Consider the following 15,384-nt stretch of genomic DNA (forward strand, 5'->3'; position numbering starts at 1 on the left):
GGCGACCGGCAGGAAAACCCCAAACTGCTTGTGCTGCGACGGACGGTGGAACATGGCTTCTCTCCTGATCGCTGAAAGTCTATGCGGCGTCGCGCAGCAGGACCGGCGCGGGAGCCGGAACGGGCGCGACCGTGGTCTCTTCGACGCTCTTGCGCGGCGGGCGCATGAACAGCGCGGCCACGAAGATCACGCCGATCACGGCGGCGAATACTTGGAAGGTCGGCGCGAAGCCGCCGAGGCGATCCCGCATGAAACCGCCGATGACCGGACCGAGCGCCGACACCGCGCCGACCAGGCAAACCATCGAGAAGAGCTCGAGATTGTTCCGACGGCCATAGTAGTTCAGCAGCAGGATGCTGACGGCCAGTACGGTCATGCCGAAGCCGACCCCAACCCCAAGCGCGAAGATCACCATCATCGGCCATGTCGTGGCGCCAGCAAGCGCCAGCAGGCCGACGGCCATCATTCCTTGCGCGCCGGCCAGCAGCCAGCGCGGGTCGATGCGATCCCCCAGGAGGCCGCCACTCATGCGCGCGGCGACCTGCATCAGCGACTCAAGGCTCAGCGCAGCCACCGCGACAGTGGAAGCCACCCCCATCTCGCCGAAATGGCTTGGCGCGAGGCTGACCGCCGTGACGCCGCCGAGCAGGTGCGCGAAATAGGCCGCGACGATCACATAGAATTGGGGCGTGCGGATCGCCTCCCTCACGGTCCAGTCGACCTGAGTGCGGTAGACGCGCGCGGTGACCGGCTGGGAAGCCGCCTCCTCGGCCACGGCCTTGTCGGTTTCGACCGCCGCACGCTCCAGCCAAGCCTTACCGCCGACCAGAGCCGCGGCCAGACCGCCGACGACCGCCGACGCGGCAGCCTGCCAGGCCCAATACGGCCGCCAGGCGCCGCCGGCCATCTCCATGCCGACCAAAGCCATCCAGGGACCGACGACACCGCCGAGCGAACCAATCGTGAAATAGACCCCGAACGGCAGGGCGCGCTTCTTGAACAGCATGGACAGCAGGTGAGTGCCAGGGATCAACGCCATCATCTGGTAGCCGATGCCCAGCAGCGCCGTACCGGTCAGATAGACTGGCAGTCCCCGCGCCAAGGTCAGGCAAAGGAACCCGGTGATCATGACGGCCGAGCCGGCGATGATCGTGGCCCGCACGCCGATCTTGCGGATCAGCAGCGCCGGCAGCCATGACGAGCCGCCACAGAACGCGCCAAGCAGGGTAAAGCCCAGAAAAGCCGAGGCGAAGCTCCAGTGCTGGTCCTTGATCATGGCCGGCAAGATCACGCCGAGAGACGAGAAGGTCGACGCCGTGATCAGGAAGAGCAGAAGGGACAACGCGCCCAGGAGGGTCCAGGAGCGCCATTGGATCGTCGACATCGCCATCGAGCCTCCGTGTAAGCTCGCGGCGCGTCCCTCGCGGGGCGCGCCGCGCGAGGAACTAGAACTTTCGAGACAGGGTCACGCGCCACTCGCGGCCCTTGCTGGGCAGCGCGCCGAGGTTGGCGTAGCTGTCAGCGTCGGGCGTGAAGTAGAGCTTGTCGAACAGGTTATCGACGTTGAGCGTGGCCGTGTACGGACCGTATTCGTAATAGACGCTGCCGCTGGCCACCCAGTAGGCCGGGTAGGTCACGGCGCTCTGGACAGTGCCCGAGGTCTTGGTGACGTGCGTGACGCCCAAGGCGCCGCCGACCTTGCCCCAATCATGATCGTCGCTCGTATAGGCGCCGTAAAGGCTGACCACCGACTTCGGGATCAGAGTGTAGTCGTAGTCGCCGGCGCGGCCCGGGAGGCTGTTGAAGGCCCAGACCACATAGGTCCCGCCATAGCCCTGTTGCCCCGAGACACCGGCGGTGTAGGCCGGGATGTACTGGAACGAGGTGTCGGGCCCCTTGACGGTCGTGTGCTGGGTGTTGCCCGAGAAGGTGAAGCTCAGATGCTCGCTGGCCAGCCAGCGGACCTCCAGCTCGACGCCCTTGGCGCGGGTGCCCTGGATGCTGATCGGCGGTCCGTTGAGAAGCTGGGTGCGGTTCTGGCGATAGCCCGCCAGCGACCCGACCAGCGTGCCCTTGAGGAGCTGAAACTTCACGCCTGCTTCGGCCAGATCGCTGTCCGACAACCAGGCGCCATTCGCGACAAGCCCTGGCGCAATGTCGCCCGCCTGGCTCATCTCCAGGGCTGAAGCCTTGGCGTAGCTGATGTAGGGCATCATGCCGACCGGCGTCTTATAGGTCAGGCTGGCGGTGTAGGTCCCCTGCCCCTTGCCCGCCTTCTGCTGGCCAGCGACGGTGTAGCTGAGGAAGCCGGTGTCGTTCGACTTGACGTCATAGTCGTCATAGCGGCCGCCCAGCATCAGGTTCAGGCGCTCGCCCACCATGATGTCGGTGGTGAAGAAGACGCCACGCTGCTTCCAGTCGCTCTTGTTGTCGTTCTCCCACTTCACGCCGTCGTTGGCGTTGAAGGGGTTGCCGATGATGTCGGTCGGGGTCGCTCCGAACGCGATATCGCGGCGATCCAGCGCGATCAGGCCGCTGTTGTAGCTTTCACGGCGGCGGCCGTCGAAGCTGCGATAGGATGCGCCGACGAACGACTTCGAGGTGATGATTCCAAGGTCGTAGGCGAAGTTGTAGGTGAGCCGCGCCTCCCAGACCGAGCTGTCGAACCAGGCCGGATAGCCATACGACACAAAGCGCTTGTTCTCCTGGTCGTCATAGAACAGCTGAAGCTTGATGGCGCTGCTCGGCGTCAGCTCCTTGGCGAGGTCGTAGTAGAGGGTGTTGGTGCGGGTCTTCGAGAAGTCTGCGCCGCTGATATAGACTTGGCGCGGGCTGAGCTTGGTCGTCCCCACGCCGACATCCAACGTGTGCAGGGCGTCGCTGCTCGGAAAGCCGTAATAGGCCAGGTACATGGCGCTGGCGTAGGGATAGAAGCCGATCTCGTTCGGCGTCAGGCGGCCGTTGCCGTCGCTGTCCTTCAGCGAGGTGTCGCGCCCGGTGATATAGGTCTGGCTGTCGATCAGGGCCTGGGTCAGGCGGTTCCAGCCCGGCGTCTGCACGTCGCCCTTGGAGTGGTAGAGCATGCCCCCGAAGGCGGTCGTCCAGCCGGCGCCCAGGTCGAAATCGGCCGAGAGCTCGCCGGTCTGACGGCGCGGATAGATCCCCTTGTAGAAACTATGGGAGTCCTCGACCTCGCCATACAGATGGACCCCACCCGTGACGGCGCCGAAATTCGCCGGCAGACCCAGTTGGGCTGTGGCGTTTTTCTTGTTGTACGAGCCATAGGTCAGCGTCACCTCGCCGGTGGGCTCGGTCAGATAGCCGCCCTCGTTCTTGCCCGACTTCGGGATGAAATTGAGCATGCCGCCCACCTTGCCCGAGCCGTAGATCGGCGTGGGCGGCCCCCGCACGATCTGGATCTGCTCAGCCGCGCCGATCGGCGTCGAATAGGTGCCCCGGTTCTCGATCCGCTTGAAGCCGCGGAAGTAGTTCTCGGCCAGGGTGCCGCGAATGTTCAGAGCGCCCGGCACGCCATAGAAGCTGGCCGTATAGGTGCCCGGCGAGACGGCGGTCAGGCCGTCGATCGTCTCGATGCCGTATCGTTGGAGGGTCACGTCGCTGACGAAGCTGGCAGAGCGCGGCGTCTCAAGCAGAGGCTTATCGATGCCGAAGACGGTGTTGCTGGGCTGCTTCTCCAGCAGGCCCGCCTTGTCGCGCGCCTTGACCACGATTTCGTCGACGGTGTCGGACGGCGTCGCGGTCTCGTCGGCGAAAGCGATTTGCGCGTGCGCCAGCAAAACAAGGGCGGAACAGCCCGCCATCAAAAGCCGGTAATTCGACATGCGGTCCTCATGCGAGGCTGTCGCGCCCACCGCCTGCGGCGGTTATCCCCAAGGTCGACGCCTCGAAGCCATCATCGGCCGGTCAGGCGCGCCGACGAGGCGGGCTGTCAGACATTTCACTCAAAATGTCCGCGCCGCATGCATCTTGAGCCGTTGGCGACTTCGAAATCAGCGGGATGGCTCTGAAATTTGCTTCAGAGCGAACCAGACGCGCCTCAAAGGCGTCCACCACCAGAGCAAGGTCGCCGCCCCTCACAATCCGAAGACGGGGCGTCCGTAGCAGGAAATTGTTAATGGTGCCGGCGGCGCTGGCGCATTCCGTCGCGCTCCAGCGTAGTTGGCGCCAACTGTTGGATATGCGTGAGAACTATTTCTACGATATTGCCCCCGTTCGTACGCCGCGGCGAGATAAGGGCAAGAAGCGTCCCAAGCTTCAGGATTTGGGGCGGAGATGGCCTTCCCGATGGACACCTTCGATTTTCGAGGTTCGGGTCTGCGCCAATTGCAGACCTTGCCCCCATCCAGACAGCGGGCGTTCCGCGCTCGGCGGCGATGGCCAACTCAAGCAAGAACAAGCACTTTGACTAAGAGCAGGAGGCCGACCGCCGTCAGCGCGGCGACGCCGCCGGCCCTTGCCGCCCCGCGCGGGCGGTAGGGCATGTTTAGCGTCAGCGCCAAACCGGCGACCATGATCGCAGCGACCCAGAGGACCGAGCCGAAGCGCCATCCGACCGCGACGACCGCGCAGCCATAGGCCGCAGCAAGACCCGCCCAGCCCGCAGCGCGCAACAGCCGCTGCTCGCGCAGCATCAGCGTCCGGCCCAGCGTCTCAACCTGGTGCTTGGCCATCGAGGCGCAGAGAGCGACGAAGCCGGCATAGGCCAGCAGGAGAACAGCCAGGTGGATCACGCCGCGACCTCCATGGGCTGGACAGCCTTGCGCTTGGGCTTCACCGCTGGCTTGTAACGCTTGGCCTTCAGCGCGCAGAACGCCAGCGTCGCGCCTAACGCCACCAAGGTCACATCGAACGCCGCCATCGCCCAATCGCCGTCCGCCAGGCTACGGACAAGGTTGCGCCGGCTGGTGAGTGCGCTGACCACGGGCAGGGCCGCGACTAGGAACGCGGCCGCCGCCAGGGTTTCCACCCACGCCTTGCGGGCCGGTCGGACCACCGCCCAAGCGATGAACAGGCCCCAGGCGATGAAGAAGCCATGCACTTCCCAAGCCGCGCGCTCGGCGAGGTCAAGCGGCAACAGCCGGTTGGCCCACAGCACCGCGGCCATGCCGGCCGGCACGCCGGCGACCGTGCCGATGTTCAGGCGTTCGACCAGCCTGAACCCGAAGTAAGGTTTGTCCGGATCGGGCAGCTTCTGGCGCCGCGCCGCTGTCCAGAGGATGAGGCCCGTTGCGACCATGGCGCTGCCGGCCAGGCCGCAGGAGAAGTAAAGCCAGCGCAGCAAGGGATCGGCGTAGCGGCCCATGTGCAGGCCATACATTACCGCTGCAGTCCGGCGGCCAGGGCCCATATCCGGCTCCCTTGTCAGCAGCCTGCCGGTGACGCCGTCGAAGGTCAGGCTGCCGCCCAGGTTCGATAGCTGGTCGCCGGAGTGACGGGTGACCTCGATGCGCGCGCTCCTGTCGCCCGGGTTGGTCACCGATACGATCCAGGGACGCCCCCCACCCCAGACCTCCGACGCCTTGACCATCACCGGACCTAGCGGGATCAGCGGCGCAGGCCCCTGCCGGCGGACCGCCTCGGCGCGAGGGAAGACCGCGTCGAAATAGGCTTCGGTACTGCCGTAGTTGGCGACCATCCCCCACGGCATGTAGAGGCTCATCAGCGTCACCAGCCCCGTGTAGGTGATCATGGCGTGGAACGGCAGGGCCAGGACCGCCGTCAGGTTATGAGCGTCCAGCCAGGCGCGCTGAGCGGCCTTCTTCGGGCGGAAGGTGAAGATGTCCTTGAAGATACGCTTGTGGGTGATGACCCCCGAGACGATCGCCACCAGCATGAACATGGCGCACAGCCCGGCCACCCAGCGACCGAGTATCACCGGCATGTAGTGCATCTGGAAATGGACGCGATAGAAGAACTCCCCGCCCCTCGTCTCCCGTGGCTTCACGATCTGTCCGCTGCCGGCGTCGAGCACGGCCTGCTCGCCCAGCCGTCCGCCGCGCCGTCGCGGCTTATCGGCCTCGCCGGGCTTGGGCTGCGGTCGCCAGGAGACCAGCACGGTGGACTGCCGCGCGTCCGGCACGCTGATCGACCAGCTACGGGCGTTGGGGGCGACCTTGCGCAGATAGGCCTCCGCCCCCGCGACGGCCGTGGAGACGCTGGCCGGCTTGCCCGTCTCCGGCTGCATCCAGCGGGTGATCTCGGGCCGGAAGTAGCTGGCCGTCCCGGTCAGGAACATGGCCAGCAGGATCCAGCCGAACAGCAGGCCGGTCCAGGTGTGCAGCCAGGACATGGACTGGCGGAACGCTCCGTTCATGCCTGGCCTCCCAGGGCGATGGACAGCCACAGGGCGCCGGCCATGAGAGCGCTGGCCGCCAGGAGGCCCGCCCACACGCGCCACGCTTTGGGATCGCCGAACGCCCAGATGGCCGCCCCGGCGTAGACGGCGAACGAGGCCAGCATGCCGGTCGTCGTGGCCTCGACCTTCGACATCGGCAACAGCCGCGCGAGCACGGCCGCCGCGAGGGCGGCGACGACATAACCCATCACCAGGCCCGCCACGATCCGCGATCCCACGTCGAGCCGGCGACGCCAGGTGACCGGCGGCTTGCCAGGCTGGCGCGGCGCGCCAGCTTGGGGCGTGATGACGACCTTGTTCATCGCCGCCGCGCCTAGAAGTTGGCGCGCAGGGCGACACTCACCCGGCGGGGCTCGCCGAAATAGCCGCCGTTATAGAAGCCGACCCGCCGATAGTAGTTCTTGTCGAACAGGTTATCGACATTGGCCGAGACGCTAAGCTGCTCGCTGATCCGGTAGCGCGCCATCAGGTTGGCTAGCGCATAGGCGCTCTGCCGGACGGTCGTCGACTTGGTAGTCGCGGTTGAGGTCGGGATGGTGGCGGTCGTGTAGATGCCGCTCTGCCAGTTGATCCCGCCGCCGACCGTAAGGCCCGCCAGCGGACCACCGCCCAGGGTGTAGGTCGTATAGATCCGGGCGATGTTGCGCGGATCCAGGGTCGAGATCCGCAGGCCCTTGGCGTTCTCGGTATAGGCGTAGGTGTAGCCGCCCACGATCCGCCAGGCGTCGGTGATCTGGCCGGTGACCTCGGCCTCGAAGCCGCGGGTGACGGCGCCGCTGACGCCGCGATAGGCGCTGCTGCCGTCGGGCAGCAGGAAGCCGTCGGGCACCGTGGGATCCAGCTCCGCCAGGTTGTCCTGCTTGACGTAGAAGACCGACACCGCGCCGTAGAGCTTCTTGTCGAGGAACTCACCCTTCAGGCCGCCCTCGTAGTTGGAGCCGACGACCGGATCGAGCAGCTCGTTGGCCTTGTCCTTGTAGTTCTGCGGCTTGAAGAGGTCCGAATAGCTGGCATAGGCCGAGATCTGGCTGGTCAGGTCCCAGACCGCGCCGACATAGGGCGTCAGCCGGTCGACCTTATAGGCGCCCGTTGTGTTGGTGTAGACGCCCGTCAAGCTGTAGCGGTCGGTTCTGGTTTCCCAGTTCGACTTGCGCGCGCCGACGATGATCTTGAGGCTGTCGGTCGGGTTTAGGCGCACGGCGCCGTAGACCCCGGTCTCGTCGGTGCGGGCCACCGAAGCGCGCGTGCCGTATTTCAGCAGGACCGGCTCGGGGATGTCGCCCGTCCAGGTGCGGAAGTTCGGGATGGTCAGGCTGTAGGGGCGGTTGGCGGCGTCGATCTTGTCGTTCAGCGTCTCGCCGTCGCGATCGTAGCCATTGGTGCCGAAGACCAGTTCGTGCTTGCGGCCGAACAGGATGAACGGCCCCACGGCCGAAACGTCGAAGCCCGTCTCCTTCTCCTGGTAGACGTTGTAGTAGTCGGCCACTGTCAGACCCGAGCCGTCGACGCGGCTGGGATAGCCGCCATAACCGTAGAAGAGCTTGGCCGTCGAGTTGGTGGTGCGGCGATTCACCGATGCGGTCAGCCGCCAGTCGCCCGGCAAGCGCTGTTCCACGGTCGCGAAAAAGTTAGCGGTATTGCGGTCCCAGGTGCTCCACTTGGCCGCGACGTTGTAGGAGCGCGGCAGGTCGGTCGGGGTCCCGTCGCGATAGTAGAGCGGCGCGGTGCCCCAGGTCGTGCCCCGGGGCGTGACCTTCTGGTAGTCGTAGCCGACCCGGGCCACGGTGGTGGACGTCACGTCGGCTTCGACCACGCCATAGGCGGCCTTCTTCTTCTCGTGGAAGAAATCGAGATAGGAATCGCGCTCCTGAGCCAGGCCGACGACCCGACCGCGCACGCGACCGTCGGCCAGCAGTGGACCGGAAATGTCGATGTCGGCGCGCTTCAGGTTCCAGCTGCCGCCGGTCAGGCCCGCCGAGGCGCTGAACGTCCGGGTGGGGCGCTTGCGCACTAGGTTCACCGTCGCCGAGGGATCGCCTGAGCCGGTGACCAGGCCGGTGGCCCCGCGCATCACCTCGACCCGGTCGTAGACGACGGTGTCGGACATCACGCTGGAACCGGAGGAATAGGTCGTCGGCACGCCATCCAGCTGGAAGTTGGCGATGGTGAAGCCGCGCGAAGTGAAGTTCACCCGGCTGCTGTCCAGTTCCTCGACCGTGATGCCGGTGGTCTGCTCCAGCACGTTGGCGATCGAGTTCAGGCCGAAGTCGTCCATCCGCTGGCGCGTGACGACCGTCACCGACTGCGGCGTTTCCCGGAGCGACAGCGGCAGCTTGGTCGCGCCCTGGCTGGAGGCGGCGCTGTACGTCTGCTTGGCGGCCTTGATGGTCACGCCGCTGACGGAGGTGTTGTCCGGGCTGGTCTCCTCATCCGCGGCATAGGCTAGGCCGCTCAGCATAGTGGTGGCCAGCAGCGACAGTAGGATGGCGGAGACGGGCGCACGCCCACGCTTGGAGGAAAACACGTTCAACACCCCGATTATAGCGACCGTGCGATCACGGTCTGGGGCGGTCCTAAAAGCGTTTCGAATTATATGCAAATGATTCTTAATTGCTTTTATATGGGTAGTACGACGGACATGTGACGGTCCGGTTTTCCCCGTCCGCACGAGCGGTTGCGGGTCCTGTCGCGTCTAGCGACAGGGCCCGCAAGGCGGTGCTGACGCGCCTCAGAGCCCCCCTCGGAGGAAGGGACCGCGCCAGCCCCACCCAGTGGCTGGGTCGATCTGCACGGGACGCTACTGCTGGGGCCGATGGGGCCGTTGGTGCTTGGCGCAGACCTTGCTGGATGGGGAAACGACGCGCTGGACGCGCAGGCCCGGATAGGCCGAATGGCCGGCGGCGGCCTTGGCGCCCAGGGCGTAGGCGAACCGAAGCGTGATCAACTTGGCGCCAGCTGTCGTATGGGCCGATGTCGCTTTTGCCAGGCCGTCACCTCGGTGAGGACCGCCGCCGCGAGCCGGCTCGCTTGCTTGAACGCCAACCTGCTCTTGAGATCGTGGCGGCTCAGCGCCATAATTGAGAACCATTCTCAATTATGGCGCACCTGCATGACGGCTTCAACGGCCCATAAAGACCGACGACCGGACGCGCCTTCGCCCGCTCTGATCACCTCACGGATCGACGGCCTGCGGATCGCCGCGGGGCGCCTGGACCTCACGGCGAACCAGCAGGCCCACGAGGACCTCGAAGCCGGATTGAAGCTGGCAATCCTGCTGGAAGGCAAGTTCGACCTTGAGGTGGAAGGCCAAGCCTTGCGCGCCATGCAGGGTCCGTCGGTCAGCCTGTTCGCCAGCCGCCACGGCTGGCGCTTGGATCACTTGTTCTCGGCCGGCGTGGAGCTCAGGTTCCTCACTTTGCATCTGTCGGCTGACCTGCTGGCCGACCAGATGGAGTTCGACCTCGACCGCGCTTGCCGCGCTCCGAGGGTGACGATGATCTCGGAGGAAGCGCCCAGCGCCATGACCGCCATGGCCGAGCGTGTGCTGCATTCGCCTTACAGCGGTCCGGCCGCCCAGCTCCACGCCATCGGCACGGGTTTCGAGCTGGCGGCTCTGGCGCTGGACCGGTTCCTGCCGGACCATCCCGCAAACGACGCGCCTCTGGCCTCACCGGCGGAGACGCGCCGCCTGCACGAGATGCGCGCCTGGCTGGCCGAGCACTATCGCGAGGCGCCGACCCTGGATCGCCTGGCGCGCCAGGCCGGGCTCAATGTCCGCAAGCTGACCGCAGGCTTTCGCCGCCTCTTCGGGATGAGCGTCGCCGAATACCTGCGGGAGGTGCGCCTCCAGGAGGGTCGCCGCCTGCTCGAGAGCGGCTGCAGCGTCACCGATGCGGCCGACGGCGTCGGCTACACCCTTCCCCACTTCACGACCGTTTTTCAGCACCGCTTCGGTCTTACGCCTCGCACCCTGATCGGGCGCGATCCCCGACGCAGTTCGAAAATCTGAAAATCCGCTCCGGCGATCGGAAGAACCTTGGCGGTGAAGCGTCCTAGAGAACGCTTGTTGCAAGTTATTCGCATTAAGGTTCTTCCATGATCACGCTCACCCGCCTTCGCTTTCTCCGGAGCGCATCTTTCCTCGCGCTCGCTGGCGCGGGCCTCTGCGCCGGCGTCGTCCACGCTCAGGAGACCGATGTCGAGCAGGTCGTGGTCACCGCAGCGTTCGACACCGGTGCGGGGCTGGCCACCAAGCTGCCACTGAAGCTTTCGGAAACGCCGCAGACCATCACCATCATCGACCGCACGCGCCTCGACGAGCAAAACCTGGTGACGCTGGACGACGTGATGGTCAACGCACCCGGGGTGACAGTCCAGCCCGGCACTCGGTTGCGGACGGCCTACTACGCCCGCGGCTTCGTCATCGACACCCTGAACTTCGATGGCATTCCAACCTCGGGCTGGAACGAGGCGGTCAATACCGAGGACATGGCGATCTACCAGAGCGTCGAGCTCCTGCGCGGCGCCAGCGGCCTGCTTCAGGGCGCGGGCAGCCCTTCGGGCACGATCAATCTCGTGCGCAAGCGGCCATCGCGCATGCTGGAGGGCCAGATGCTGGTCAGCGGCGGCTCCTGGGCCAACTTCCGGGCCGAGGGCGATGTCAGCGCGCCCCTGACCGCGTCCGGGGACCTGCGCGCGCGCCTGGTCAGCGTCGCCGAGGACCGCGACTACTTCTATGACGGCGGCCACCGGCGGAAATACCTCGCCTATGGCACCGTGGAGTGGAACCTGGCGCCGCGCACGGTGATCGCCGCGACCCTGAAGTGGCAGGATGTCGACGACGACGCCACCTCGATGGGCGCGCCGCGCTACAGCGACGGCGGGGCTCTGGCGATCCCGCGCTCGCGCTATCTTGGCGCGCCCTGGTCGTTGCGGGACTGGCGCAACACCCAGGCCTTCGTCGAGCTGAAGCACCAGTTCGGCCAGGACTGGGAGTTCAAGGCCGCCGTCAGCCACATCGATGGCGACAGCCAGCTGAAGTACGCCAGCGCCTTTGGCGCGGTGAACCGGGCGACCGGCAAGGGGCCGATCCTCTATGGCGGCGCCTACGACTTCGACAACAAGGAAACCGACCTGGACGCCTATCTGGCTGGCGGCTTCGATCTGCTGGGCCGCCGCCATCAGATCCTGATCGGCGCCAACTACTGGGACGGCCGCACCGACCAGACCTCCTACAGCCTCCCGGGCCTGGGCCAAGCGGTCGACGTCTTCGCCCGGATCCCGGTGATCTCTGCGGAGCCGGCGACCATGAACTATGCCGGCGACCAGAACACCCACACCAGGCAGTACGGCGGCTATGGCGTCCTGCGCCTGAAACTCACCGACCGCCTGACGGCGATAGGCGGCGCCCGGGTCAGCTGGTGGGAGACCACCACCGAGCGCCGCGCCATCGTCGGCGGTCCTCTGACCCCAACGGGCAACTACCGGGTCAAGGGTGAGGTCACGCCCTATGGCGGCCTGGTCTGGCGGGCCGGCGGACCGTTCAGCCTTTACGCCAGCTATGCTTCGATCTTCACCCCGCAGAGCAACCTCACCTTCGAAGGCAAGGTCATCGACCCGATGATCGGCGGCAATCTCGAGGGCGGGGTGAAGGGCGAGTGGTTCGGCGGCAGGCTGAACGCCTCGCTGGCCGCCTTCCGCATTCGCCAGAGCAATCGCGCCCAGCTCGACCCGGACCATCCCTGCGTCACCGGCGCGACCTGCGCCTACATCGCTTCAGGCAAGGTCGAGAGCAAAGGCTTCGACGCCCAGATCGACGGCCGCCTGACCGCCGACTGGACGCTCCAGGCCGGCTACACCTTCGTCGACACCCAGTACCTGCGCGACCGCGTCGCCAGCGGCGCGGCCAGCGCCAACGAAGGCCAGCCCTTCTCGACCTTCACGCCCCGCCACATGGTGAAGGTCTGGTCGCACTACCGCCCGCCGATCCTGGCGGGTCGTCTTGGCGTCGGCGGCGGCGTCAACTGGCAGAGCAGCTTCTATGCGCTGCAGGGCGCGATCCGCATGACCCAGACCAGCTACGCGGTCGCCAATATGCGCGTCGACTACGCCCTGACGCCTCGGATCGATCTGGGCGTCAACGTCAACAACCTGACCGGCAAGCGCTACTTCGCCAGCATCGGCGGAACGAGCTGGAACAACTGGTACGGCGAGCCGCGCAGTGTCGTCGCCTCGCTGCGGGCGCGGTTCTAGCCCATGCGCGCCACGGCTTTCGATCCTCTCGCCAGCCTCTTGCGGCTCACCGCCGGCGGTCTGGTCGAGATCCTGCCGCGGTCAGCCGAGAGCTGGCGGGCCATCAACACCGCGCAGGGCGAGCGCGTGGTCGGCTTCAGCCAACCGCGGCGCGGCGAGGACCTGCACCCCCAGGTCTGGGAGATGCACCCGGAGGGCGATGAGCTGCTGCACCTGGTCGAGGGGGCCATCGACCTGGTGCTCGACGCGCCGGAAGGCGAACAGCGCATCGCGCTAAGTGGCGGCCAAAGCTGTGTCGTGGCGCGCGGCGCCTGGCATCGCCTGCTGCTTCGCGAACCGTCGATCCTGATGTTCATCACGCCCGCCGGCGGCACGCGGATGCGCCCCTACGCCAAGGCTCCCGACGCGTGACCCTGCGCGCCCTTCTCTGGAGCGTCCATCGCTGGATCGGTCTTGCCCTGGTCGCACCGTTCCTGGTCCTGGCGATCACCGGTCTGGCGCTGCTCGTCTGCCGGGGCGCGGGCCTGGGCGCCACCGCCTCCCTGCCGCATCCGGTCACCGATCTGGCGGCGTTCGATCGCGCCCTGGCCAGCGCCAAGGCCGAGGCGCCCGGCGCCAAGGTCGGTCTCGTCCTGCCGGGTCCCGACGCGCGCCACGCTTGGGGCGTGCGATTGCGCATCCCTGACGGACGCACCCTGGTCGCCGAGTTCGATCCATCGCATGGCCGTGTGCTGCGAATCCGTCCGTCAGGCTCCAGCCTCCAGGAGATCCTGCTGTCGATCCACAACAGCCTGGCGCTCGCCCAAGCCGGCCGCCTGGTCATTCTCGCCACGGCGATCGGCCTCGTGATGCTGGCCGTCTCGGGCTTTACCATCATGCGCCGACGCTGGCGGATCCTGACCCAGTCTCCGCTGCGGGGCCCGCTGCGCATCCGGACGCTTCACCACTGGACCGGCCTCGCGGCCCTAGCGTTCGTGCTCCTGTGGTCGACGTCTGGCTTCCTGTTGCTGACCATGAAAGGCGGCGGCGGCGGTGGGCGGGACTCGCGCCCGGCTCCGCCACTCGCCTGCGCGCCCGCGCCCATCGCGCCGATGCTCGAGCAAGCCCTGGCCGCCCGGCCCGGCGGCGAGATTCAGGGCGTCATGCCGGGCGCGGGCGGGCGGCCGACGACGGTCATGATCCTGGACCGTCGCGCCCCGCCCTGGGCCAAGTCGTCCAGCCTGACGTTCGACGGCTGCACCGGCGTCCGGCGTCCTGGCCCCCCCGCGCCGCCGATCACGACGATCATGATCGCGGCCAAGGCTTTGCACACGGGCCTGTGGGGCAGCGCCGCGACCGTAGTCCTTTACGGCCTCGCGGCCATAGCGACCCTCGTCCTTACCTTCACCGGCCCGTGGCTCTGGCTGCGCCGTCGCCTGTTCTCCTCCATGAAAGCTTCGTCATGACGCCCCGCCCCGCCTCCCAGTCCTGTCGACTGCTCATCATTCTGGGCGGGCTCTACCTCACCCAGGGCATCCCGCTGGGCGTGGCGATGGAGGCGCTGCCGGCTCTGCTGTTGCGAGACGGCGCGTCGCTGGTGTCCCTCAGCCTACTGCCGCTGGTCGGCGTGCCGTGGATCGTCAAATTCCTGTGGGGGCCGCTGGTCGACAATCACTGGTCGCGGCGCTGTGGAAAGCGGCGCAGCTGGATCTTGCCGATGCAGGCGATCGTGGCCCTCTGCCTCGTGGCGGCCGCGATGCTGGGCGTCTCGACCACGACCGCCGGCCCGGCGATCGCCCTGCTGGGCATCGCGGCCCTGGCCAGCGCCACCCAGGACACCGCCACCGACGGCTTGGCCGCCGAGCAGCTCGAAGGCCTGATGCTGGTCCACGCCAACACCATACAAGTCGCCGGCACGATGGTCGGGTTTTTCGTTGGCGGATCGGGATGCCTGATACTGACCGGGCTGGTAGGCCAACGGACCGCGCTGTTGGCCATGGCCGCCGTCGCCGTGACGGCCTTGATCCTGGCCGCCATCTGGCGCGAGCCCGCGGCCGTCGAGACGGGGACGGCGGCTAAGCCCCGCGCCAGCCTGCGGCGCTTCCTGGCCCGTCCAGGCGCGCTCGGCGTGCTGGCGATCGGCTTGGCCACGGCGATGACCGCCAGCGCCGCCTTCGGCGCCTCCAAGCTCTTTCTCGTCGATCGCGGCTGGCCGCTGGAGTCGGTGGGGCGCCTTGGCATGGCGGGCGGCATGGTAACGATCGTGCTGGGTTGTGGTGGCGGCGGCTGGCTGACGGGTCGCTTTGGCGTTCGGACCGTCCTGCCGATCGGCGTGGCCAGTTCCGGCCTGAGCGCCCTGGGGTGGACGTTGATGGCGGCGAACATCCTGCCGCTTCAAGGCGCGTGGCCCGCCCTTGCGGTGCTTCTCGGCTCGTTCGGAGGCGGCGCGGCTTCCGTCGCGGCCATGACGCTGGCTATGGGCTTTGCGGCGAACGCGGGCCAGGCCGGGACGGACATGACCGTCGTGCAGAGCGCGCGCGACGCCGGCGAAATGGCGACCAGCGCGGCGGCCACGGCCTTGGCCGCCGCCCTCGGCTTCGCCCCGACCTTCGGCTTCGGGATCATCCTTGCTGCGATCGTCTGTGTCGCTTTGGTCGCGACATCGCTACGCAAAGCCGCCCCCGGCTCAGCCTCCCAAGCCTCGGAGCTCTAGGCGCGCCACCGGGAAGCAGCGTCGGCTGTCGGCGATCAACACCTTCAACGAAGCGGCTCATGCA

Annotated in this window: 12 protein-coding genes; 5 read left to right on the forward strand and 7 right to left on the reverse strand. The window is 67.0% G+C overall.

Annotated features, from left to right (window positions below):
* Positions 1-79: 79 nt before the first annotated feature.
* The 7 genes from AX690_RS15890 to AX690_RS23000 all read right to left on the reverse strand — a co-directional run bounded on the left by AX690_RS15890 (position 80) and on the right by AX690_RS23000 (position 9,320).
* Positions 80-1,384, reverse strand: coding sequence for a CynX/NimT family MFS transporter (locus tag AX690_RS15890; protein ID WP_066684077.1), 1,305 nt, complete (start codon positions 1,382-1,384; stop codon positions 80-82).
* A 61-nt stretch (positions 1,385-1,445) separates the two neighbouring features.
* Complete coding sequence (locus AX690_RS15895) at positions 1,446-3,842, reverse strand: TonB-dependent siderophore receptor (protein WP_066684045.1); 2,397 nt, start codon at positions 3,840-3,842, stop codon at positions 1,446-1,448.
* Positions 3,843-4,403: 561 nt separating this feature from the next.
* Positions 4,404-4,751: a DUF3325 domain-containing protein gene (locus AX690_RS15900; RefSeq protein WP_066684047.1), complete on the reverse strand. Its 348-nt coding sequence runs from the start codon at positions 4,749-4,751 to the stop codon at positions 4,404-4,406.
* Complete coding sequence (locus AX690_RS15905) at positions 4,748-6,334, reverse strand: PepSY domain-containing protein (RefSeq protein WP_066684048.1); 1,587 nt, start codon at positions 6,332-6,334, stop codon at positions 4,748-4,750. The genes AX690_RS15900 and AX690_RS15905 overlap by 4 nt, the downstream gene beginning before the upstream one ends.
* A complete protein-coding gene (locus AX690_RS15910) occupies positions 6,331-6,678 on the reverse strand; it encodes a hypothetical protein (RefSeq protein ID WP_197426883.1) in 348 nt (115 codons plus the stop codon). The genes AX690_RS15905 and AX690_RS15910 overlap by 4 nt, the downstream gene beginning before the upstream one ends.
* An 11-nt stretch (positions 6,679-6,689) precedes the next feature.
* Positions 6,690-8,900 (reverse strand): TonB-dependent siderophore receptor, encoded by a 2,211-nt coding sequence (locus tag AX690_RS15915; RefSeq protein ID WP_156449698.1) that lies wholly within the window; start codon positions 8,898-8,900, stop codon positions 6,690-6,692.
* Between the two features lie 273 nt (positions 8,901-9,173).
* A complete protein-coding gene (locus AX690_RS23000; protein WP_156449699.1) occupies positions 9,174-9,320 on the reverse strand; it encodes a hypothetical protein in 147 nt (48 codons plus the stop codon).
* 165 nt (positions 9,321-9,485) lie between these two features.
* On the opposite strand from AX690_RS23000, the gene AX690_RS15920 reads away from it, so the two are divergent.
* The 5 genes from AX690_RS15920 (at position 9,486) to AX690_RS15940 (ending at position 15,320) form a co-directional block, all read left to right on the forward strand.
* Positions 9,486-10,385, forward strand: a complete 900-nt coding sequence (locus tag AX690_RS15920) for a helix-turn-helix domain-containing protein (protein ID WP_066684053.1) — start codon at positions 9,486-9,488, stop codon at positions 10,383-10,385.
* 86 nt (positions 10,386-10,471) lie between these two features.
* A complete protein-coding gene (locus tag AX690_RS15925) occupies positions 10,472-12,628 on the forward strand; it encodes a TonB-dependent siderophore receptor (RefSeq protein WP_066684054.1) in 2,157 nt (718 codons plus the stop codon).
* Positions 12,629-12,631: 3 nt separating this feature from the next.
* The gene (locus AX690_RS23405) at positions 12,632-13,039 is read left to right on the forward strand and encodes a hypothetical protein (protein ID WP_066684056.1); all 408 of its coding nucleotides are present in this window, start codon (positions 12,632-12,634) and stop codon (positions 13,037-13,039) included.
* Positions 13,036-14,073 carry a PepSY domain-containing protein gene (locus AX690_RS15935; protein WP_066684058.1) on the forward strand — a complete coding sequence of 346 codons (1,038 nt, stop codon included), beginning with the start codon at positions 13,036-13,038 and terminating at the stop codon, positions 14,071-14,073. Before AX690_RS23405 ends, AX690_RS15935 begins: the two co-directional genes overlap by 4 nt.
* Positions 14,070-15,320: a RhtX/FptX family siderophore transporter gene (locus tag AX690_RS15940; protein ID WP_066684059.1), complete on the forward strand. Its 1,251-nt coding sequence runs from the start codon at positions 14,070-14,072 to the stop codon at positions 15,318-15,320. Before AX690_RS15935 ends, AX690_RS15940 begins: the two co-directional genes overlap by 4 nt.
* The last annotated feature ends 64 nt before the right edge of the window (positions 15,321-15,384 follow it).

It is taken from the genome of Caulobacter sp. CCH9-E1, from assembly GCF_001556515.1.
Classification (GTDB): Bacteria; Pseudomonadota; Alphaproteobacteria; order Caulobacterales; family Caulobacteraceae; genus Caulobacter.